Below are 24,151 nucleotides of genomic sequence, written 5' to 3'. Positions count from 1 at the left end.
CACCCTTTTCCCAACTCACCCAGATTTTTCTTCATGACGCATAAATTTAAATTCCTTGCCTCGCTTGTGCTGTGTGGCTCCATTCTGGCCAATTGCCGACAGCCCCAAGCTTCCAATTCCGTTTCCAGCGCAGTTTCTGAAAAACAGACCCAAAGCAGTGCCCTGTGGCCCGAGGTGAAAAAAGAAAACCGCCCCTGGACCCGCTGGTGGTGGATGGGCAACGCCGTAGATGAAAAGAATATTAACCGGCTACTGGACGAATACGCGAAAGCTGGAATAGGGGGTGTGGAGATTGCGCCCATTTACGGGGCCAAAGAACACGAAAGCAAGTACATAGATTTCCTGTCTCCCAAATGGATGGGCATGCTGGATTTCACCGTGAAGAAAGCAGGCAGTCTGAACATGGGCGTAGACCTGACGCAGGGAACAGGCTGGCCTTTCGGTGGTCCGCAGGTGAAACCGGAGTATGCGGCTTCGCGGCTGATTATGCAAAAGTACACCCTAAACGGTGGCCAGACCCTCACCGAAACGCTGGAGATAAAAGACCCCAAACAAAAGGAAGTAGGAGCAGTGTTGCAGGCCGTCATAGCCTATGGCCCTAAAGGCGCCATCCTGAACCTAACCGACAAGACTACCGCCGATGGCAAGCTGAACTGGAAAGCCCCGGCCGGTACCTGGGAGATTTATGCGGCATTTAATGGAAAGACGCGCCAGATGGTGAAAAGAGCGGCACCCGGTGGCGTAGGCTACACCTTAGATCACTTGTCTAAAGAGGCCACAGAGGCTTATCTGCTTCCTTTTACCCAAGCCTTCAACGGCAGCAATCATGGCGTAAGAGCATTTTACAACGATAGCTATGAAGTGTACGGCGCAGATTGGTCGGCGGGCTTTTTTGAGGCCTTCCAAAAGCGGCGAGGGTATGATTTGCGGCCTTACCTGCGGGAACTGGTAAGCAAAGAGCACTCAGAGACCGTAGCCCGGGTAAAATCTGATTACCGCGAGACCATGGGCGAAATGCTCTATGAGAACTTCTATCAGCCCTGGAACGCTTGGGCGCACAAACACAACAGCCTCACCAAAAACCAATCGCACGGCTCACCGGGCAACCTGTTGGACTTGTACGCTGCCGTGGATATACCAGAGTGTGAAACCTTCGGGTCCAGTTATTTCCCCATCCCGGGCCTGCGCCGCGACAGTGCTGATGTGCGCAACGTAGACCCAGATCCTATCATGCTGAAGTTTGCTTCTTCGGCGGCGCACGTAACGGGTAAAAACCTGGTGTCCAGTGAGACTTTTACTTGGTTAGGGGAGCATTTCAAGACGTCTTATTCCCAAATGAAGCCCGAGGTGGAGCAGGTTTTCCTGTCTGGGGTGAACCATGTGTTTTACCACGGCGTGACCTACTCGCCAGAAGAAGTCGCTTGGCCAGGTTGGCTGTTTTACGCTTCTTTGAACATGACCCCGGCCAACAGCTTGTGGCCGCAGTTCAACGGCTTTAACCAATACATCACCCGCGTGCAATCGGTGTTGCAGTCGGGCACGGCAGACAATGAACTGCTAGTGTACTGGCCTATCCATGACGTATGGAGCAAACCCGAAGGCATGGAAATGATGATCAAAGTGCACGACATTGACGAGTGGCTGCACCCAACGCAGTTCTACAAGCAGTCAAAGAAACTGATGGACGCGGGCTACTCGCTTGACTTTGTCTCAGACCAGATGCTGCAGGCATCCAGCGTGAGCAACGGCCAGATCATGACCGCCTCGGCTGCTCCGGCGCACAAAGTGTTGGTGCTGCCCCAGAGCAAGTACATGGCCGTGCCTACCTTCGAAAAAGCCATTCAATTGGCCAACCAGGGCGCTACCGTGATCATGGAGCAATTGCCGGCAGATGTGCCCGGCTTACACGACCTGAACGGCAGAAGACAGAAACTGAAACAACTCACGCAGTCGCTCACCTTCACTGATGCCGCAAATGGCATCAAGCAAATGAAAGCCGGCAGCGGTGAAATCCTTCTTTCTGCAGACATCCAGAAGGCCCTTGCCTTCAAAAACATTGAGCGCGAATCACTCACCGATACCGGGCTGAAATTTACCCGCCGGAACATCGGCACTGGTAAGTACTACTTCCTGGTGAACCACACGCCTAAAACCATTGACACCACCATTCCGTTGAACCTTGCTGCCCAGTCGGTCGTCCTGATGGATCCGCAAAACGGCAATGCCGGACTGGCTGCCTCTTCCGTTACCAATGGCAAAACCAATGTGCGGGTGCAGATGAAATCCGGGGAAGCGCTTATCCTGAAGGCAACCACAAACCAAACGCCTGAAGTGTTGGCATGGCAATACCTGGACAATGCCGGTACGCCGCTGGAAGTAAAAGGCACCTGGAACCTTGCCTTCACCCAGGGCGGTCCTGATCTGCCAATTGCTCAGAAACTCACTCAACTGAAATCCTGGACCGAACTGGCAGACAAAAAAGCCGAAGCTTTTTCCGGCACCGGAGAGTACACCATCACCTTTGACGTACCTTCTAAAAAAGCAGATGAATATGTGCTGGATTTGGGGAAAGTAAGCGAAAGCGCCAAGGTTTGGATTAATGGTCAGGAGGTAGGTACGCTTTATGGGATCCCTTTCCAGACAAGAGTAGGGCAGTACTTGAAACCTGGTAAAAACACCCTAAAAGTGGAGGTTGCCAACCTGATGGCCAACCGCATCCGGAACATGGACCAGCAGAAAATACAATGGCGTAATTACCACGAGATCAACTTCGTGAACATCGACTACAAGCCTTTTGACGCATCGGTTTGGAAACCAATGCCCTCTGGGTTGATCGGGCCGGTGACCTTAACTCCATATAGCACTACCGCTAAGAACGTCTCCAGTTCTCTATAAAAAAAGCATTTTATTTCGGGCCTGTTTTTACAAAAGCAGGCCCGAAACTTTTTACTTCTCTACCGATGGAAGTTTTTTGCCTTGCCACCAACGTGTGAGGTTACTTCTGAATAAAGATCACGAATGCCGTCTGCCACAATTTAAAGCTAGTCCCCATGGAAAAGTCACGTATCCACTTCCTGCTCCTTTGTTTCAGCTTTTGTTTTGGCGTTGTTTTTCCAGGTTTGGCCCAAAAAGGAAAGGCGCAACCAGTAGACCTGAAGTGGCTGCATAACCAAACCATTCATGGGGCTACCGGGGTAAGTTGGGGCGTGCCCTGGCCTAAGGGAACAGTGAAGAAGGGACAGCAGTTTTACCTGACGAATGCTGCCGGAAAGGTACTTCCCTTACAGGCCTGGTCCATGGCGTATTGGCCTGATGGCTCTCTGAAGTGGACTGGTTTTGCCACGGTGGCCGGACCAGAAAACAATGGCTTGAAACTAAATCTGGGTAAGGCACAAGCCCCCAGAGAGCAAGAGAAACTTCAGTTGAAAGAAACGGGCAAAAGCATCCGCATCCATACCGGAAACCTTCAATGTGTTGTGCCTAAAAACGGCAGTTTTCTGCTGGACTCCTTAGTTACCGAAGGCCGAATGGTAGGAAGCCGGGGCCGGTTAGAATGTGTGCTGCAGAATGGCCCCGATAGAGAAGCGCACGAATCGCCTACCAAAGACCGGTATTTGAGCAAAGTAGAGAAAGTCACCGTAGAGCAAACCGGACCCGTAAGGGCGGTGGTGCGGGTAGAAGGAAAACTGCAGGCGGAAAAAGGGCAACGCACGTGGCTTCCGTTCAGTACCCGTTTGTACTTCTATGCGGGTTCAAACGCGGTGCGCATCGTGAACACCCTCATCTATGACGGCAACGATCAGCAGGACTTTATCAAAGGATTGGCGGTGGTTTTCTCGGTGCCCATGCGGGAGCAGATGCACAACCGGCATGTGCGCTTCTCAGGGGAAGGACCTGGCATTTGGGCCGAGCCGGTGAAACCGCTGGTGGGCAGACGTCCGGTGAACTATCAAGGGAAAAATGTGTTTGCAGACCAGGTGGCCGGCAAACGCATTGCAAACCAGGAGGAGTTTGCCGCGCCCGAACAGAAGCTTATCCAGGATTTCCCTATCTGGAACGACTACAAACTGATGCAGAACAACGCCGATGGCTTCAATATTCAGAAGAGGACCAATACGAAAAGCACTTGGTTAGATGCCATTGCCGGGAAAAGAGCTACCGGGTTGGCCTTTGTTGGGGATGTACAAGGCGGCTTAGCCATTGGGTTGAAAGATTTCTGGCAGTCGTACCCAGCTGCGTTGGAAGTGCGGTATGCGGCAAAAAGTATGGCGGAATTGAAAGTCTGGCTTTGGTCGCCGTACGCCGAGGCCATGGACATGCGGCACTATGACACCCTCGCCCACGGCCTGGAGGCTACCTATGAAGACGTGCAGGAAGGATTCAGCACGCCATACGGAATTGCCCGCACCAGTGAGCTGACCCTTTTTGCCAGCGCGAATGTACCGTCCAATGAAGAGTTGAGCAGCCTGGCAAACATCAGCAGCCAAACGCCTTTGCTGGTAACTACGCCAGAATACCTGCATTCGGTGAACACCTTCGGGGTGTGGAGTTTGCCAGACCGTTCCACTTCCGGTAAGCGTTGGATAGAGGAGCAACTGGACAAAGCCATTACTTTCTACCAAAAAGAAATAGACCAGCGCAACTGGTACGGCTTCTGGAACTACGGCGATGTCATGCACGCCTATGATCCGGTGCGGCATACCTGGCGCTATGACATAGGTGGCTTTGCCTGGGCCAACACCGAACTTGCCCCGGACATGTGGTTGTGGTACAGTTTCCTGCGTACCGGCCGCGCCGATATCTTCAAAATGGCCGAAGCCATGACCCGGCACACGAGCGAGGTGGATGTCTACCACATCGGGAGAATGGCCGGCTTAGGTTCTCGCCACAACGTGCGGCACTGGGGCGATGGCTCCAAAGAAGTGCGCGAAAGCCAGGCGCCTTACCGCCGGTTCTATTACTATCTCACCACTGACGAACGTACCGGTGACATGATGCGAGAAGTAGCGCAAACCGCCGACAAAGCCTTGGTGGAAGTAGACCCGCTTCGCCTGATTCTACCCAAAAGCCAATACCCCACGCACTCCCGCATCGGGCCAGATTGGCTGGCGTTGGTGGGCAATTGGATGACCGAATGGGAGCGCACCGGCGACAAACGTTGGCGCGACAAGATCATGGCTGGGGTGAATAGCTTCGCCAAAATGCCCTATGGATTCTTTTCCGGCAACCAAGGGGCTTTTGGGTATGATCCTGCCACACAGAAAATGCACATGCTCAGCAATGACGCCATTGGTTCTGCGCATTTAACTGTACTCATGGGTGGTCCTGAAGTAGCTTTTGAGCTAACGGACCTTCTGCAGGACAAAACCTGGAACAGACTCTGGCTCCAGTACAGCGAACTATATGGGGCTTCGGAAGAAACCATAGAAAAAGCCTTGGGCAAACGCGCCACCCTTGGTTCTCCCGGTCCACACTTTGCCCGATTGCCTGCCTACGCCTCCAAAATGAAACAGAACCCGGAACTGGCCAAACGTGCCTGGGCCGAGTTCTTACACCCGAGAACTGCTGAGCAATTTGATCCAAAGCTGATTAATGGGGTGCAGGCGGTGAAACCACTGGAAGAAGTGCCCGGCGTCTCCACTAACAACATCGCACAATGGTGCTTAAATGCCATTCAGTTATTGGAATTAGTAGGGGATCAAATACCAGCCCAAAACGAATTGTGGAACTCCGCAGACAAACCAAAGAAATAAGAAGCGCTTTGCCTGTACAGCATCTTAAAATGAATATGAGGGTAGTCAATCGTTATAGGGAGGTAGTATCTGATTCCTCCGTCTGCCTGGCTAAATACTATATGAAAGTAATGAAATGGATAGGGCTTATTGCAACAATGTGTTTGCTCGTCTTTTCAGTAGGATGCACCCGAAACGGGAACTTGTCTCAGAATGCGGACGCTGCCGAAACAAAGGAAAAGGCCTTGTATGAAAAAGGAGAACTCCTGTATGAAGATAAATTTGATACTGATCTGAAGAACTGGATCGTAGAGGCTCCAACTACGGCAGGTTCAACTGTGACCATACAGGATGGTAAGTTGCTGATGGATGTAGACGGAGGTGCCACCATTTGGTTCAACCAAAAGCTTTCTGGAGATATCTTGATTGAATACACCCGAAAGGTATTAATAGGTTCTGGCAAAAACGACCGTCTCTCTGACCTGAATCAATTCTGGATGGCTACTGATCCCAGGAATAACAATCTATTCACCCGGTCTGGCGTGTTCAGTGAATATGACTCGTTGCTGCTGTATTACGTTGGCTTCGGGGGGAATACCAATTCCACCACCCGTTTCAGAAAATACACCGGAAACGGAGAGCGGGTCCTCTACACAGACCTCACCGACAAAGCCCACCTACTGGAGCCAAATAAAGAGTACTCCATCAGGATAGTGGTGCGCGATGGCGTTACAAAGTTCTATGTAGATAATGAAGAGTACTTCTCCTTTCAGGACCCAGAACCTTTGAGAGAAGGTTACTTCGGGTTCAGAACCGTCCAGTCCAGGCAGGAAGCAGATGACTTTAGAGTGTATCGGATAAAGTAAGCTTTCTTACTATAAGTTTCATCCGAAAGGGAAACAGGAAATCAAGCTCCTGTTTCCCTTTTCTGTTTATGGGGTGGTTTTTAGAAAACCTGGCAGGACCGGACAGAACAGGATGCATTTGCCAGAACCAGCCAATAGCTTTAGGCAAAAGCTTAAGGAGTTTACTCAAGGTGCTTTGCGGAAGCATACGCCATTTTTACTACACCCCTGAAGGCTAATATTGTAATTATGATGAAAATCAAAAGACATATTGGTGCTCTAAGCTTTATGCTGACAGTAGGCTGCTTTACGGCCTCTGCTCAGGGAAACGAGCCGCCAAAGTGGCCTGCCATCACGCAGGAAACCAAGCCCTGGACGCGCTGGTGGTGGATGGGGAGTGCCGTGAACCAAAAAGATCTTACGGCCCTCATGGAGCAGTACCGCAAGGCGGGCTTAGGCGGAGTGGAAATCACCCCCATTTATGGCGCCAAAGGATCCGAGGATCAGTTTATCAATTTCCTTTCGCCCAAATGGATGGAGATGCTGACGCATACCCTGAAAGAAGGTACCCGTTTGGGAATGGGCGTAGACATGGCGCAGGCCTCAGGCTGGCCATTTGGCGGACCGTGGGTAAGCTTGGAAGATGCCTGTAAGTATGTGGCCCATAAAACCTATTCACTAAAAGGAGGCGAAAGCCTGCGGGAGCCCGTGCAGTTAATACAGGAGCCCTTGGTGCGTACCGTGGGTGAAAAGATAGAGATTGCCAAACTGCAGGAACCCATTACCCTGAACCCAAATCTCCAGCTACACGCCTTTGACCAGGTAAGATTTCCCAAGCCGCTTCCGCTGCAGGTTTTGATGGCCTATTCTGAGGAAGGGGGCGCCTTGAACCTGACAAACAAAGTAGATAAGAACGGCAAACTCAACTGGAAAGCGCCGTCCGGAAACTGGAACCTGTATGCGGTGTTCCAGGGCTGGCACGGCAAGATGGTGGAGCGGGCCGGTCCTGGTGGCGAGGGAGATGTAATAGACCACTTCTCAAAACAAGCCAATGAAAATTACCTGGCTTATTTTGACAAAGCTTTTGCCGGACAAGACCTCAAATCATTGCGGGCCTTCTTCAATGATTCCTATGAAGTAGACGATGCGCAGGGAGAAGCCAATTGGACGCCTCAACTGTTTGACGAATTTAAAAAACGGCGGGGTTACGATCTTCGGGAGTTCCTTCCGGCCTTGTTTGGGAAAAGTACCGAACAAACGAATCAACGCGTCTTGTGCGACTACCGCGAGACCATTTCTGACCTGATTCTGGAAAACTACACCGAAAAATGGCACGACTGGGCCAAAAAGAAAGGTGCCCTTATCCGGAACCAGGCACACGGTTCACCCGCCAACATCTTAGACCTGTATGCCGCCACAGACATACCCGAGATAGAAGGCACGGATATCCAGAGAATCAAGTTCGCTTCTTCGGCGGCGAATGTTACGGGCAAAAAACTGATTTCCTCTGAGTCGGCTACCTGGGAGAACGAGCACTTCCTGTCCTCTCTTGGTGATGTGAAGAAAGCCATGGATTTGTTCTTGTTGGGAGGGGTAAACCACACCTTTTACCATGGCACCAACTACTCGCCGCAAGCGGCCGCCTGGCCGGGGTGGTTGTTTTATGCGGCCGTGCACTTCAATCCAAACAACACCTTTTGGACCGATTTTTCGGCCTTGAACACATACATGGCGCGTTGCCAATCGTTCCTGCAGGCGGGCAAGCCAGACAATGACGTGCTTCTATACCTGCCTATTTATGATTCCTTTTCTAAATCTGGTAATTCCTTGCTCCAGCACTTTGATGGGGTGAGCCATGGCTTTAAAGGAACAGGTTTTGAAGCTAGTGCCGAAGCCATGTTGAAGAAAGGCTACAGCTATGACTTTATTTCTGACCGTCAGCTACGGAATGTCATAGAAGAGGGAAACAAGCTGCAAACCGGAGGTATTGCTTACAAAACAGTTGTCATCCCAGATGCCCGCCTCATGCCGCTGGAGACTTTTGAGAAATTAGTTCAACTAGCGAAAGACGGTGCTACTATAGTGGTGTACAAGAATCTACCTGGGAGTGTACCTGGGTTAGATGATCTAAAAGACCGACAAGAAAAATATCAAAAGCTAATCGATCAGCTCACTTTTGCAAACACCGACAAGGAAGGAATCAAGAAAGCCAATGTTGGGAAAGGCGCTTTCATCATGGGCAATGACCTTGATCAAACTTTAGCCTACGCGGGCATTAACCGGGAGCGCATGGTTGACAAGGGGCTGCAGTATGTGCGTCGGCAGCATGACAAAGGCAACTACTATTTCGTGGCCAACTCAGGTGATAAAACATTTACAGATTGGCTTCCTGTGCAGGAAAATGCCCAGGCCGTGGCGCTGTTTAACCCCATGACCGGAAAAGCAGGGTACGCCGAGGTACGGAAGTCTGCTACCGGAGAGCCCGAAGTGTACGTGCAGTTAGCGCCCGGCGAGTCCGTGATTCTGGAAACTTCGAACGCACCTGCCACCGGAGCCCTTTACACGTACTACAAACCATCTGGCAGCGCCCAGGAAGTAAAAGGTGTCTGGGCGATCAGCTTCACCGAAGGAGGCCCTAAACTTCCAGCCGCAACCAAAACTACCTCCCTGAAGTCTTGGACTGAGTTGGGAGGGGAGGATGTGAAAAACTTTTCGGGTACGGCAAAATATACCGTTACTTTCACTAAGCCGAAGGGCAAAGCCAAAGCTTGGGTGCTAGATTTGGGCAAAGTAGAGGAAAGTGCCAGGGTCATGCTGAATGGCGTGGCGGTAGATACCCTTATAGGACCTGTGTACCAAGTGACAATTCCTGATGAACAACTAAAAAGGAAGAATGTGTTGGAGGTCTACGTTTCTAATGCCATGGCAAACCGCGTGGCGTACATGGACCGCAATGACCTTACGTGGCAGAAGTTCTACAACATTAACATGTCTGCCCGCCGGTCAGAGAACCGCGGCAAAGACGGGGTGTTTACGGCGGCTAAGTGGCAACCAAAAGAGTCTGGCTTAATAGGCCCCGTAACGTTTACTCCAGTAAAAGCTATCTCTAAAGAAAGCATCAACAAACTCAAACCTACATCATCTCAATAAATAGCACATGCTTATCAAAAGAATCTTACTCCTTAGTTTCCTGTTGCTGGGTGTGGCCGAGGCCTACGCAAAAGGCCCCGAGACCCGGCAAGTCAAATACCTGTCAGGCACAGATAACAAGAACACCGTCGCCTGGGACTTTATGGTGACCGGCGGACGGCAAAGCGGTAAGTGGACCACCATCCAGGTGCCCTCGCACTGGGAGCAGCAGGGCTTCGGGTCCTATAACTACGGCCGCGACTACGTAACCTACGGCAAGAACTTTCGCTTCGCCGATGAGAAAGGCATGTACAAGCACAAATTCAAAGTGCCTAAGAATTGGAAAGGCAAAGACGTGTACATCGTCTTTGAAGGCTCCATGACCGACACCGAGGTGAAGATCAACGGGAAGTCCGCCGGACCTATCCATCAGGGAGCGTTCTACAAGTTCAGGTACAACATCAAAGACAAGGTGGGGTACGGAAAGGACAATCTGCTGGAAGTAACTGTGAGCAAAATGTCGGCGGATCCGTCAGTGAACAACGCTGAGCGCCTGGCCGATTACTGGATCTTCGGGGGCATCTTCCGCCCGGTGTACCTGGAGGCGTACCCAACCGAGCACGTGGCCTACACCGCCATTGATGCCAAGGCAGACGGCGCATTCTCCATGAACGTGCACCTGGTGAACCCGCAGGCGGGCCATGAAGTGGTGGCTGAGGTGGTGGACGCCGCCGGAAAAGTGGTAGGTACTGGCCGCGCCTCTGTTTCCAGAGACACGCTGGTGAACATCAAAACCAAGGTGAACAGCCCTTTGCAGTGGACGGCCGAGACGCCCAACCTCTATACCGTCAGGACCTTTATCAAGTCCGGCAGGAAGAACCTGTACCAGACGCAGGAGAAGTTCGGGTTCCGCACTATCGAGATCCGGCAGGGCGACGGCATCTACCTCAACGGCACCAAGATCAAGATGAAAGGCGTGAACCGCCACGTGTGGTGGCCGGAGACGGGCCGCTCCGTGAGCCGCGACATTGACCTGATGGACGTGAAGCTGATGAAGGAGATGAACATGAACGCCGTCCGTTGCTCGCACTACCCACCAGACAAAAGCTTCCTGCAGATCTGCGACTCCCTGGGCCTTTACGTGCTGGACGAGTTGGCCGGCTGGCAGAAAGCCTACAGCACCAAAGCCGGTGCGCCGTTGGTGAAAGAGATGGTGATCAGAGACGCCAACCACCCGTCCATCATCTTCTGGAGCAACGGGAACGAGGGCGGCCACAACAAAGAACTGGTGGATGACTATGCCAAGTATGACCACTCCAACCGACCGGTGATCCACGCGCACCACCGCCCCGGCAATGCGTTCAACGGCATAGACTGCAACCACTACGAGGATTACTACAGCACCAAAAACCTGCTGGAGGGACCGAACATCTACATGCCCACCGAGTTCCTGCACGCCCAGGACGACGGTGGCGGCGGAACCTCGCTGGCTGATTTCTGGGAGCTGCACTGGAACAGCAAACTGGGTGCCGGCGGCTTCCTGTGGGACCTGGCCGATGAGGGAATCGTGCGCACGGACCTGAACAACATCATCGACGTGAACAAGGTGAACGCCCCGGACGGTCTGGTTGGCCCGCACCGGGAGAAAGAAGGCAGCTTCTTCGCCATCAAGGAGATCTACTCGCCGGTGCACATCAAGATGGATAAACTGCCCGCCGCGTTTGAAGGCACCATCCCGGTGGAAAACCGGTACCATTTCACTAACCTGAACCAGTGCACGTTCCAGTGGGAACTGGCCGATTACCGCAAGCCCGGCGATACCTTTGCCGGTGCGGTGACCCGCAAGAAAGGCACCGGGGCCGGCCCGTCCATTGCCCCCACGGCCAAAGGCAACCTGAAGCTGAACCTGCCCGCCGACTGGAAAGAATATGACGTGCTGATGCTCTCGGCCTACGACCCGCACAAGGAACTGCTCTACACCTGGACCTGGAACGTCAAAACCCCGGACAAGCTGCTAAGCGGTTTGGTGCTGCTGACCAAGGAACAAGCCCAGGCCGCCAGCAAGGCAGACTCCGCGAGCCAGAAAAAGAGCGCCCTAGCTGACTGGAAAGTAGAGGTGACCGAGACTGATTCCACCATCCTGCTGAAAGGCGGCGAGATCGGGATCAAGCTGAGCAAGAAGAACGGCAACCTGACCGAGGTCATCAACACCACCGCCAAGAACCTGACTTTCGGCGACGGGCCGGTGATGGTTTCCGGGAAAGCCAAGGTGGCCACCGTGAAGCACTACAAGGACGGCGACGGACACGTGGTGGAGGTGAACTACACCGGGGACCTGAAATACGCCAGATGGAAGATGCACGGCAACGGGTGGGTGAGCCTGGACTACGAGTACAGCCTGAACGGGGATTACCCGTTCACCGGCATCAGCTTTACTTACCCCGAGAACTTCATCATCGGGGCCAAGTGGCTGGGCAAGGGCCCTTACCGGGTATGGAAGAACCGCCCGCAGGGAATGGAGCACGGCGTTTGGGAGAATTTCTACAACGACACACATACCGGAAGCGCCCCATGGCAGTACCCTGAGTTCAAGGGCTACTTCTCAGATATCACCTGGATGGAGTTCAACACCGTGGAAGGCAAGTTCATCGTGGCCTCGCCGCAGGAAGGCCTGTTCGTGCGCCGCTTTGACTTCTATGGCCTGTCCGGCGTGAAACCGCACCCGGAGTTGCCCATCGGGAACGTGTCTTTCCTAGACAACATCCCGCCGCTGGGCACCAAGCTGGCTTTGAACATCAGCGCCAACACCAGGAACTTGGGTCCTGCGGGCGAGATGAACAAGGTCTCCGGCCCGATCAAGCGCACGCTGTATTTCTACTTCGGTTTGCCTAAAACGGACGGAAACTCCCAGCAGTTTGACAGGCCGGTGGTGAACGAGTTATTCTAAATAAATAATTCTTAATTATTATGAACCCTGGCAAGTACGGCACCTGTCAGGGTTTATTTTTCTCCTGGTGCAGAGTACCTGAGTGGATGTGAGATTTTTCTGCAGCCTATCTGGTACTGCTTTTTCATTAAGAAGGCATTTGCTCCTGTTGAAGGCTTGGTTAGTTTTTGATCTGTTTATTGTAAAACAGATCAAAAACAAAAGTCAACCAGGTTTTAGTCCATTTAGATTGTTTACTCTTAGCCCCCACCTGTATGAATCAATGCTTACAAGTAATTTCTAATCAACCTTCCAAAAGCAGGAAGATGCAAGGAGGGCTAATTCTCCTTAATTATGTAAATCTTAAAGGGGGCTTGTCTAAAGGAGTAGGCATGTTCCTTTTAATGATTTTTGTATTTACTACCGGGTTTGCGCAACGACATATGGAGAACCTGGGGCGCGGGGTTGTGGCGGTACGGACCAACAGCAACCAGGTGTTCGTGAGTTGGCGCATACTGGGAACCGATCCTCAAAACATTGCTTTCAACGTGTACCGGGGAAAGAAGAAACTCAATGCTTCTCCTATTACAGGAGCCACTAATCTAACGGACGAGACAAGTACTAATGAAACGTATACCGTTCGGCCCATCATTGGCGGGAAGGAACAGACACCTTCTGCTCCTGCTACAGTCTGGACAGAGCCTTTCAAGCGCCTGCCCTTGCAGCAACCAACCGGAGGCACTACCCCAGATGGTGTCAATTACACCTACATCCCCAATGATTGCAGCGTGGGAGACTTGGATGGCGATGGAGAATACGAAGTTGTGGTGAAGTGGGATCCCTCTAATGCTAAGGATAACTCGCATCGAGGCTACACCGGCAACGTCTACCTGGATGCTTATAAGATGAATGGCACCCAATTGTGGCGGATAAATATGGGCAAGAACATCCGGGCCGGCGCCCATTACACCCAGTTCATAGTGTACGATCTGGACAGTGATGGCAAAGCCGAAGTAGCCTGCAAAACTGCCGATGGTACTGTGGATGGAACGGGTAAAGTGATTGGCAATGCCTCAGTTGATCACCGGAATCAAAGCGGCTACATTTTGAGCGGACCGGAGTTCCTGACGGTGTTCAATGGCCAGACCGGGGCTAGCATGGCAACGGTTGACTACTTGCCTGCCCGCGGAAACGTAGCCAGCTGGGGCGATGGGTATGGCAACCGCGTAGATCGTTTCCTGGCAGGAGTGGGATACTTTGATGGGCAGCGCCCCAGCCTCCTTATGACTCGTGGCTATTATACCCGGTCCGTGCTGGTGGCTTGGGACTGGCGGAACGGGAAGCTAACCCAACGCTGGCTCTTTGATTCAGATGCGCCTGGCAACAAAGCCTATGCTGGAATGGGGAACCACAACCTCAGCATCAATGATGTAGACGGTGACGGCAAAGATGAAGTCTTTTTCGGGTCTATGGTCATCAATGATGACGGAACCGGCCTCTACAGTACTGGCTTGGGACACGGTGATGCCCTGCACGTGAGTGATTTGGATCCAGATCGTCCGGGCCTGGAATCCTGGACCGCACATGAATCCCAGCGTCAGTACCAAGGCAATGGGCTCTGGATGCGAGATGCCACCACCGGTGAAAAGCTTTGGGGCGTCCCCACTACTGGAGACATCGGCCGGGCCATGACCGCTGATATTGACCCCAGGCACAAAGGCTATGAAGCTTGGGGAGCCGGAGGAGGGTTGTACAACGCTAAAGGAGTTGAGATTTCACCGGTAAGGCCCCGAAGCATGAACTTCGGGAGTTGGTGGGACGGAGATCTACAGCGCGAACTCCTAAACGGGACCTCCATTGAGAAATGGGACTACACCAACAGCAAGCTTGACAGAATCTTCTCTGGTAACCAATACGGGGCTGTAAGCAATAATGGCACTAAATCTACCCCAGCGCTGAGTGCCGATATTTTAGGCGACTGGCGAGAAGAAGTGATATACCGTAACAGCAACAACCAGGAACTGCTGATTTTCACCACCACCGTGCCCACCACCCACCGGTTCTACACCTTCATGCATGACACGCAGTACCGAACCGCAGTAGCCTGGCAGAACGTGGGATACAACCAGCCGCCGCACACCAGTTTTTATGTAGGCGAGGGAATGACCCCTCCGCCAACTCCCGCTATTATCCTGGTTACAACCGCTAAACCAGCTTCAGCTAAAGTCAAGCGGTCACGTTAAGGGAAGGCAAGCCACTAGGGCATCTTTGAATTTTAAAAAAAGGTAATAAACATACATTCCTCAGAAACATGATAGCTACTTTATACCACGGATTCTCCCCTCGAGGGGAGCATAGAGGGGTGTTTACACCTGCTGGTCTAAGCATTTCTGACCAGGCTATCTAATTCAGCAACATGTTTCCCTCCTTGAAATAGTCAGCAATGTTCGCTCTCCTTTGTAAACACCCCTCTTTATCTCCCCTCAAGGGGAGAATTCGCTTATTGAGACTGTTTTATAGGTGAAAATGGAGTTAGGAGATTCTTAACCAGCTTTAATTTTAATCTGCAAGATTTACTTGCCTGTCTTCAGCAACAGGAGCCAGTGAGCTGAAGTGGGTTTTTGCAAAGTTGTACCCTTTTTAAACTTACTTGGAAGTTCCGCAGATTGGCTTTTTCCGGTAGAAGGATCAAACCAAAGACCTGTGTAGGTCTTTTTGGGCAGCTTCTGAGAAAAGGTTATTTCCTGCCCTGAAAGGGAAGAAAGAAGGAGTGTGTTCCTTTCCTCATCTGTCAAAGCCCAGTTTTGGGTACTTTGGGCCAACAAGCCGTCCTGAGGTTGCATGTGCATGAGTTTCTCTGCTAAGTGCTCCTGTACAAAGGCATCCAGCGGATGAGAATCCACGGTTCGGCCTTGTCCGTGCCCGGCCGTAGGGTTGCGCATGATAACCTGAGCGCCTCCGCCCATCAAGGCAGGGACAGGACCAGCACCGCTATGCCAGGCGACAATTGCCTTGTCGGGGTACTTGGCGTGGTATTCCCGCACTTGGCGGTACAACTGCTCTGGGGTGGTAGGGTCTCCGAACTCCTTGGGGTGCATTTCCCGGAAAGCTAAGTTCTTTCCGCCTTCCGGGGCCCACAAGGTGCCATCCGGGAGATAATGCCAGTAGCGCATGTCTACAACCGCGACCTGTTTGGCCAGTTCCGGATCGGAGAGTACGGCATCAGTTACATTCTTGCTGGTATCCAGTACCAGGCGCACTTTGCGGTTGTTTTTTTGCTCCCACTCCGCTACCGTTTGCTGAAAGAATTTCTGAAACTCAAATGGACCGGAGTACTGAAAGCTTAACCCAAAAATGATGTTGTCAAAGCTCCCCAATTGGTCCAGCACATGAAAGATGTAGGCTCGGTGCAATTCCCGAAGCTTTTGATTAGTAGCGTCATAGAACTGATTGGCTACGTGCACCTTGGTTTTGGGTTCTATCGGGTCAGGTAGGTTTGTCTCATTGATGTTATTAGCCGGGCGCCAGGGAAAATCTATCCAGTGCGAAGCAGTCTCAAGCAAGTTGTGGTTGTTGTACAGGTGATGGTACAGCACAATTCCGTTTTGGTCACTTAGGCGGGCAAACTCCCGGGTACGGTCAAAGTACCAGGGGTTGTACGTGCTCACATCATACTTGCTTAGTCCATCCCATGCTTTGCCTTGTCCGCTACGAGCCCAGGGGAGTTCGTAGAAGGCCGCCCATACATAACTGGTGGGGCGTTCTACAATAGAATGGTCATCGCGGCGGCGGTCATACCAAATGGCAGGTCCGCTTTGGTAAAAAGGAGTGCCTTGCGAAGCTACGCGAGTAGCCAAGGCTGGTAAATCTTCTGTCAGGCCTGGACCAACCCGGCCCGGCACATACCGGGTAATGCTAATTCCTGCGTCCAGCGCATTGGCGGGTGAGGTTTGCCCCAGCCACCAAGCATCATTCACCATCCCTCCCCAAAGCGCTTTGTCTCCAATCACAAACCGGCCGTTGATGATTTGGAGGGGAGAATGGGCTTGTTTCTGTTCTGCTGTTGTGGGGGAGAGGTCTTTGGTTGTGAATTCATTTAGAGAAAATGCACTTACCTGAGAGCTTTCAGGTGTTTCTTTTCTGATCGCGGCCAAGGCTTGTTTACCTAGCCTTATAGAAAGCTGGTTGGCATAGAGCGGCTCCCGAGAGGTGATGGCCACCACTGGTGCAGTAGCAGGCCCTTTGGCTACAATCTCCTTCGCGGTGCAATTCCAGATGACAGAATTGGCCGCGGTCCAACCGCCGGCTTGTGCCCGTTCCGGGTCGTAGGTGAGCCTCAGGCCAGCGCCGTTTACCTGCACGTTTTCATACAATACGCCAGAAGCCCAACTCTCATAAGAGCCGCTCGGGCCTAAGGCATTGGTGGAGGTGCAGTGGAGAAATACGTTAGGTCCGGCAGCCGTAAAGCCTATGGCGAAATCATTGATTCCTGCCTCAGCCGTGCAATGCTGCACCAATACCTGCTGGCCCTCTACTAAAAAGCTGTGCCTGCGGTAACCACCAACTTCTGAAACAGGTTGTTCGTTCCGGCAGTTTGCTACTGTTATCCTACGACCCCGTGGGCCTACTTTAACTGCAGAAGAAACAAAATGCCGTGCTGTAATGCCTTGCACCCAGGCATCCCGCACTTGGTCTAAGCTGATGGCATACCAGGCATGCTCCTCGTCTTTCGGGTTGTTTTTGGCAAACTCGCTTTCAAGGATTAGGTTTTCAATGCCTATGTGCTGGAGCGGTTCTTCTGCGGTTACTTTCGCTACAGTGCCTCCTCCGTATTGTTGTTCCAGAGCAGTAGTGATGGGAGCATCAACGGTGATCTGCTTTTTTGCCACTTCAACAGACGTGATGGTGCGGTCCCACACCAGGTTCCGGGAACCGGCAGGCCAGTGGAAGCGCAGATCAGGAAACACTCCTTTCAAGGTATCCATACCCAAAGCAGAGATCCACTCTTTGGTGCTGGGACGGGTAATTACAATTTGGTTTCCACTGCGCAACCCTTCCAGGTTTTCCAAAGTAAAGGTGCGGCTTCCTACCGTAACAACAGTATCGGTAATCTTTATGGTGGTGCCAACTGTAGGTAGTTGCTCCTTACCAGCCACAACCAGACTGCGTCTATCTTTGCCGGTGGCTACCAGAATGGTTTTCTGGTTTCCGCTTCCCCTGAGCACCACACCATCGGCGTTCAGGCGAAGCTGACCAGAGACCAGAAACCTTCCTTCAGCCAGTTGTAACGCACCTCTAAACCCATTGTCTTGCAGCGGCAACTTTGCCACCTGGTCTAACGCGGCCTGTAATAACCGGGTGTCATCCTGGCCAGTGGGGCGTACCGTCAAAACTGCCGGCACTGCAGGGATGGAAATACCACCTCCGCCGTAACCCGCGTGTGAAAAGTCAATGGGAAGTATTCCGGGTCCCGCTTTGGTTTGGGCCTGTACTAAAGGTGACAGCAACCCCGAAAGTAGGAGCGTTGCCAAAGAAAAAAGCAGTATTGACTGTAATAGCCGTGTGGGTTGGAGGCTGGTAGGTAAGAGTGAAATCATAACAGGGTAGGGGCTTGCTACAAAACTTTCATTTGCACCAGTCCTCCGTTTCAAACTTGGTTTCACGAAAGCAGGTTTGAAACGGAGGACTAGGTATTGATCAATTAGTTTTATGGAGTGACGTTCGTGCTGTTTTGCACTTTTAGGTTGCTGTTGTCTTTGGTCTGGAGGCTCACGTTCTTAAATGTCCAGTTACTGGCATAAGAGATTTCTCCGGCGGTGGCAGCTTCTATTTTAATGTTTTTCAGCACAAAGCCCTGAACAGAAGATTTTTCAATACCAGCCGCAGAAAGGGCTTTCTTAGCATTAGTAGCCGTGATATTAGAAATAGTCACATCTCGGAACGTAGGAATGCCGCGTTCTTCCGGTTCCACTTTCCGGAGCATGGTTTTCCAGTGGTCAGGTATGGTCTCGTAAGAATATCCTGCGGGCAGGGTGGAGTAGCTATAGCTTGGATTCCAGTTCATGGAAACTTCAATGGCAGTGCCCACGCCGTCCATCTCAATGTTCTGCAGGTAAATGTCTTCTACGGTACCGCCTCTGGTAGTAGCTGACTTAAACCGCAGGCCCACGCCGGTTCCTTTCGCTTTCAGGTCATGCGCCAGTACGTGCCGGATGCCACCGGAAGTCTCGCTGCCGAAGGTAATCAAGCCACCTCCTGCTCTGGAAATGCAGTTCCGAATCACCACATATTCGGTAGGGCGGTTCACTCGCAACCCGTCCCAATCCCGACCAGATTTGAGGCAAAAGTTATCGTCGTTGCAGTCAATGTCGCTGTTCTGCACCAGCACGTAAGAAGAGGAGTCTATATCGATGCCGTCGGTGCTGGGGCCGTGTCCGTCAATGTTGTTCTGGATCACGACTCCGTCAACGGTCACATGGTCAGAGTAAAGAATATGGATGGTCCAGAAGCCTGCCTGTTTGAGGGTGATGTTTTCAATGGTGACATTGGAGGACCTGGAGACCAGGAGCGTACGAGGCCGTTTAGCGTCATAGTCTACAATCCAGCGCAGCTTTTTAGGTTCATACTCTTTGCGCATGTTCCAGTACAGGTCCCAAAAAGGTTTGCCCTGCGCATGTACTACGCCTTTGCCTGAAATGGCGACTTCTTCCTGGTCCAGTACATTAATTAAAGCAGAAGGCCATTTCATCTCAATGCCCGCCACCCGGGTATCCATCTCCGGGTAATCTTCCAGGTTCTGACTTCCTAAAATCTGCACGCCTTCATCAATGCGCAGGTGCACGCCTTTCTTCAGGTAAATTGATCCGGTTAGATAATTACCTGGTTTGAACGTGACAATGCCACCACCAACAGAAGAGCAGGCGTCAATCGCGGCCTGAATGGCTTTGGTGTTAAGCGTTTTGCCGTCGTTGAGGGCACCGTATGCAGTGACGTCAAACTCTTTCTTCTTGCGGGGTATTTTCTTAGCGCCTACTTCTTTCACCCAGGCAAGGGCAGAGTTACCTGTTACAGGTGTCTCTACCTTGCATCTTACAAGAGATAAAAAGAGAATACTTAAAGCAAAGAAGGATAAAACGGGTGTGTTCTTCATTATAGGAATAGGGTAGAGGGAGTGTGCTAAGGAGCAGATGAAGTATGTTTATGGTTTTTTGCCGGGCTTCAGGTTAATGTAAGTTGGCTTGTCCCGGTCACAGGTGAGTTTGCCGTTCTGGTACTCAAGTTCAACCAGCTGAATCACGCTTCTTTTCGCCGCCACAGAAGTAGCTGGCGCCGGATTGGCTTTGGCTCTACCCGGGTGCGTAAAGTAAAAGAGGTACGCTTTGTCACCGTTCACTACCACATCGGGGTGGCCGCCAATGGCCTGGTCATCGGTTCCTTTGCCGGGTTCTTCCAGCAGCCGTTCTTCCTGAAGTTTCCAGGTAAGTAAATCATTAGAAGAGAATACCTGGAGGCCTTTCCAGGCGTCTATGATCATCCAATATTGGTCTTTCCACCGGAACACCTTAGGTCCTTCGCCCCGGGCCTGAACCGCTTTGCCTTTGTCCTGCCAGTGATACAGATCTTTACTATCGGCGTAGTAAATGGATTTGCCATCCCGCTCATTGTTGTACCAAAGGCGCCAGGTACCATCTGGCAGGCGGTACACGTTGGCATCTATAACCTTGTTTGTGACCAAAGGTAGGGTAGACTGGTAATCCCAGTTGAACAAATTTTTGCTGGTTAAGTGTACGATGTGGCGCGGGTGGTTCCAGTCGGTAAAGGTGCCGGGTACATAGGTAAGGTACATGTGGTACACGCCCTCATGTTCTATCACTTCTGGGGCCCAGTGCGTGTAACCAGCATCTGGTCTGTAGTTGATACTAGCCGTGTCACGGTAGTCCCAGGTAGCACCGCCGTCTTTAGATTCAGCAATACCAATGCGGGTGCCGTGAACCCAAGTAAGGCCTTCGGCTTTCTCATCGGTGGCCCTACGGTTGGTGTAAAACATCAACCATTTCTTCTCTTTTTTATGGTAGATCACCACCGGGTCAGCGGCTCCATCAAAAACAGGGTCGGCGTACAAGGGTTTGGCTACCGGTTGGCGGAGTACGCTTTTTTGCACACAAGCGTTCAAGGACAACAGAAATAAGAACAGGCAGCTGCCCAGAGTACCGGTGGTAGCAATTCTTAAGAATGGGTTGGAGCTTTTAGATTTTTCTGGTGTCAATGTCTGAGGGTTTTTGGAGGTGTCTTTATTCAACCTTACATTTTTAAAAGTAGCCACATATGGTAGACTTTCTATCCTGTGCTATCCTGTAAAAGGGTGGGTTAAACTATGGGCGTTTAAGGACAGGTAAGTGCAGGATAGGATAATGAAACTGCTTTGTGTTATTGCATTTCACTGCCGGTAAGTACTCTTGTGAAGAGCTCTGACGCCTCCGGAATGCGCTTTCTACCTCAGCTACCTGTATGATAAGACACATTGCTTTTGTTTCTATTCTTCTCACCATTTTAACGGGTTTTCAACTACAGGCGCAAAACAGCCAGGGTACCTCCATCAGCATTTCTAACCAAAGTTCACCCGGGGCTTACCCTTTGGTGCAGGCGGGCAAGGCGGCCCCGGTTTTCGTTGACGAAAAAGATGCGGAGGTAGTGCGGATCGCGGCCGAGGCCTTCAGGGACGATGTGGAAAGGGTAACGGGTTTCAGGCCCGAAATCAGGGAAGGGGACCAAAAACAGCTCTCCGGGATGCCGGTCCTCATCGGCACCATCGGGCAGTCCGCGCTGGTTGACCAGCTGGCGGCGAGCGGGAAACTGAACAACGCCGGCATCAACGGCAAGTGGGAAAGCTACACCATTGCCGTGGTGGAGAAACCCTTCGGGAACGTAAGCCAAGCCTTGGTGATCGCCGGCAGCGATCCCCGGGGAACCGCGTTCGGGGTTTTCGAGGTATCAAAGCGGATGGGCGTCTCGCCCTGGTACTGGTGGGCAGACGTGGCTCCAACGCCGCAAAAAGAACTCTTCGTGTCAGCGGGCACACTGGTGCAGGGACCGCCTTCGGTGAAATTCAGGGGTATTTTCCTGAACGACGAGGACTGGGGGCTCCAGCCCTGGGCGGCCCGGAACATGGATACTGACATCAAGGACATCGGCCCTAAGACCTACGCCCGCATCTTCGAGCTGCTGCTGCGCCTGAAGGCGAACCTCATCTGGCCGGCCATGCACCCCAGCACCAAGGCCTTTTTCCACTACCCCGGCAACCCCCAAGTGGCCGTTGCCTACGCCATCCTGGTGGGCACCTCGCACGCCGAGCCCATGCTGCGCAACAACGTGGACGAGTACGACGAGAAAACCATGGGCTCCTTCGACTACTTCAGCAACAAAAAGACCGTCTCTGATTATTGGGAGAAACGGGTAAAAGAGGCCAAAAACATAGAGGCCATGTACACCCTGGGCATGCGAGGCGTGCACGACAGCGGCATGAAGGGCGCGAAGAACACGGCAGAGGCCGCCGCCATGTTGGAAAAAATCATCGAGGACCAGCGTGAGATGCTGAAAAAGCACGTGAACAAAGACGTGACCGCCGTTCCGCAGGTCTTCACTGCCTACAAAGAGGTGCTGGACATTTACGACCACGGCCTGAAGCTGCCCGGAGACATCACCCTGGTGTGGCCCGACGACAACTACGGCTACATCCACCGGCTGAGCAGCCCCCAGGAGCAGATGCGTCCCGGTGGCTCGGGAGTGTACTACCATGCCTCCTACTGGGGACGCCCCCACGATTACCTGTGGCTCAGCTCCACGCACCCTGCCCTGATCAGGGAAGAGATGATGAAGGCTTATAACCTGAAATCGGACAAGCTCTGGGTGCTGAACGTGGGCGACATCAAGCCGCTGGAGTACAACATTGACCTGTTCATGGACATGGCCTACAACGCCGATGCCTTCCAGGAGGGCAGCTCAGTGAAAGGGCATCTGCGGGACTGGGCCGCGGAGACGTTCGGGCAAAGGAAAGCAAACCAGATCAGCGCGGTACTGTGGGAGTACTACCACCTGGCCTTTGAGCGGAAGCCGGAGTTCATGGGCTGGAGCCGCACCGAGCCTACCACCAAGACGGCCTACACCGCCTACAACCACTTCTACCACGGGGATGAGGCGCAGAAAAGGATTGACCGCTACGAGGCGCTGGAGAAACAGGTGAAAGAGCTGCGCCGCCAGATAGGGGCCAGGGATGCCGACGCCTTTTACCAGCTGGTGTATTACCCGGTGGTGGGCGCCTCGCTCATGAACAAGAAATTCCTGTACCGCGACAAGAGCTTCCTGTACGCCCAGCAGAACCGGGCCAGCGCCCGTGATTACGCACAATTGTCCAGGCAAGCCTATGACAGCATTGAGGCGGAGACAAACTACTACAATACCCAGCTGGCCAGCGGCAAGTGGAAGGGCATGATGTCCATGAAGCCGCGCAACCTGCCGGTGTACCAGGAACCAGTGTTACCGCAGATCTCTATCAACAGCACTATAAGATGGGGTGTGGCGCCCGAGGGGTTTGTAACCGCAGATTCCTCCCTGAACTCTGGGGCTGGGCTTCAGCTGCCCGTTTTTCAGCCCTGGGGTAGCCAGAGCTACTTTGTGGATGTGTTCCTAAAAGGAGACCAGCCGGTTTCCTGGAAAGCTGAACCCTCCGGCAAGTGGATAAAGCTGCCAGAAAATAAGGGCAGTTTGACTTCCGGCGGGGGGAAAAACCAGCAACGGCTCCTGGTCAGCATTGACTGGGGCAAAGTACCCAAAAAAGCGGAGTCAACCGGGTGCATTACCTTCAAGGGCGAGGGCCAGAAGTTCAGGGTGGCGGTGAAAGCGGTCAACACAAATGAGCCGGCTTTGGCTGCCTACCAGGGCTTTATGGAGTACAACGGGTATGTTTCCATCCATGCCGAGAACTTTACCCGCACCACAGAAAAAGGAGGAAAGAAATGGGAGCTGGTGGAGGGCCTGGGTCATACCGGCAAATCGTTGATGGCGCTGCCCCTTCTTCCTGCCTCCGTGGAGGCAAAACCTGAGGCTGTAAAGGCGCAGACGTCGGTGGTGGAATATGATTTTTACTCCCTTACGTCGGGAGCCCCCACGGTCAATGTCTTCACGCTGCCCACCCACCCGGTCACCTCGGGGTACGGCATGCGCTACGGGGTATCGGTGGATGACGGCCCCGTGCAGGTAGTGGATTTCAAAACCGTGGGTAGGAGCGAAAAGTGGAAAGTGGGAGTGCTGGAGAACCGGGCGCATAGCCAGGTGAAGTTTCCTGCTCTAAGCAAAGGAAAGCATACCCTGAAGATTTACCTGATTGACCCCGGCGTGGTGCTGGACTACATAACCATTGACCTGGGTGGACTCAAACCGGCTTACTCTGTTCTTCCTGAGACAAAAAAGTAGTGCGTTAATTTTGGATGCATTCAACCAAGGCGTAAAACACAGTCAAACTT

The 24,151-nt window shown here is 52.5% G+C and carries 10 protein-coding genes; 7 read left to right on the top strand and 3 right to left on the bottom strand.

Annotation, left to right across the window (positions count from 1 at the left end; genetic code table 11):
• Nucleotides 1-33: 33 nt before the first annotated feature.
• The 6 genes from DC20_RS01205 to DC20_RS01180 all read left to right on the top strand — a co-directional run bounded on the left by DC20_RS01205 (nt 34) and on the right by DC20_RS01180 (nt 14,875).
• Nucleotides 34-2,895 carry a glycosyl hydrolase gene (locus tag DC20_RS01205; protein WP_083470408.1) on the top strand — a complete coding sequence of 954 codons (2,862 nt, stop codon included), beginning with the start codon at nt 34-36 and terminating at the stop codon, nt 2,893-2,895.
• A 155-nt stretch (nt 2,896-3,050) separates the two neighbouring features.
• Nucleotides 3,051-5,753 carry an exo-rhamnogalacturonan lyase family protein gene (locus DC20_RS01200; protein WP_062542155.1) on the top strand — a complete coding sequence of 901 codons (2,703 nt, stop codon included), beginning with the start codon at nt 3,051-3,053 and terminating at the stop codon, nt 5,751-5,753.
• A gap of 101 nt (nt 5,754-5,854) precedes the next feature.
• Nucleotides 5,855-6,598: a DUF6250 domain-containing protein gene (locus DC20_RS01195; protein ID WP_169788143.1), complete on the top strand. Its 744-nt coding sequence runs from the start codon at nt 5,855-5,857 to the stop codon at nt 6,596-6,598.
• A 228-nt stretch (nt 6,599-6,826) separates the two neighbouring features.
• Nucleotides 6,827-9,727 (top strand): glycosyl hydrolase, encoded by a 2,901-nt coding sequence (locus DC20_RS01190; RefSeq protein ID WP_218918727.1) that lies wholly within the window; start codon nt 6,827-6,829, stop codon nt 9,725-9,727.
• Between the two features lie 7 nt (nt 9,728-9,734).
• Nucleotides 9,735-12,653, top strand: a complete 2,919-nt coding sequence (locus tag DC20_RS01185; protein ID WP_062542152.1) for a glycoside hydrolase family 2 protein — start codon at nt 9,735-9,737, stop codon at nt 12,651-12,653.
• Between the two features lie 353 nt (nt 12,654-13,006).
• On the top strand, nt 13,007-14,875 hold the full coding sequence (locus DC20_RS01180; RefSeq protein WP_071885350.1) for a rhamnogalacturonan lyase: 1,869 nt from the start codon (nt 13,007-13,009) through the stop codon (nt 14,873-14,875).
• Nucleotides 14,876-15,205: 330 nt separating this feature from the next.
• Here DC20_RS01180 and DC20_RS01175 read toward each other — a convergent pair whose 3' ends face one another.
• The 3 genes from DC20_RS01175 to DC20_RS01165 form a co-directional block, all read right to left on the bottom strand.
• Nucleotides 15,206-18,163, bottom strand: coding sequence for a DUF6298 domain-containing protein (locus tag DC20_RS01175; protein ID WP_218918725.1), 2,958 nt, complete (start codon nt 18,161-18,163; stop codon nt 15,206-15,208).
• A gap of 176 nt (nt 18,164-18,339) precedes the next feature.
• Nucleotides 18,340-19,782 (bottom strand): glycoside hydrolase family 28 protein, encoded by a 1,443-nt coding sequence (locus DC20_RS01170; RefSeq protein WP_062542151.1) that lies wholly within the window; start codon nt 19,780-19,782, stop codon nt 18,340-18,342.
• A 48-nt stretch (nt 19,783-19,830) separates the two neighbouring features.
• Nucleotides 19,831-20,793 carry a family 43 glycosylhydrolase gene (locus tag DC20_RS01165; protein WP_218918724.1) on the bottom strand — a complete coding sequence of 321 codons (963 nt, stop codon included), beginning with the start codon at nt 20,791-20,793 and terminating at the stop codon, nt 19,831-19,833.
• A gap of 347 nt (nt 20,794-21,140) precedes the next feature.
• On the opposite strand from DC20_RS01165, the gene DC20_RS01160 reads away from it, so the two are divergent.
• The gene (locus DC20_RS01160) at nt 21,141-24,101 is read left to right on the top strand and encodes a glycosyl hydrolase 115 family protein (RefSeq protein ID WP_062542150.1); all 2,961 of its coding nucleotides are present in this window, start codon (nt 21,141-21,143) and stop codon (nt 24,099-24,101) included.
• The last annotated feature ends 50 nt before the right edge of the window (nt 24,102-24,151 follow it).

Source organism: Rufibacter tibetensis (assembly GCF_001310085.1).
GTDB classification, from domain to species: Bacteria; Bacteroidota; Bacteroidia; order Cytophagales; family Hymenobacteraceae; genus Nibribacter; species Nibribacter tibetensis.
This window is presented reverse-complemented; position numbering and strand designations above follow the sequence as displayed.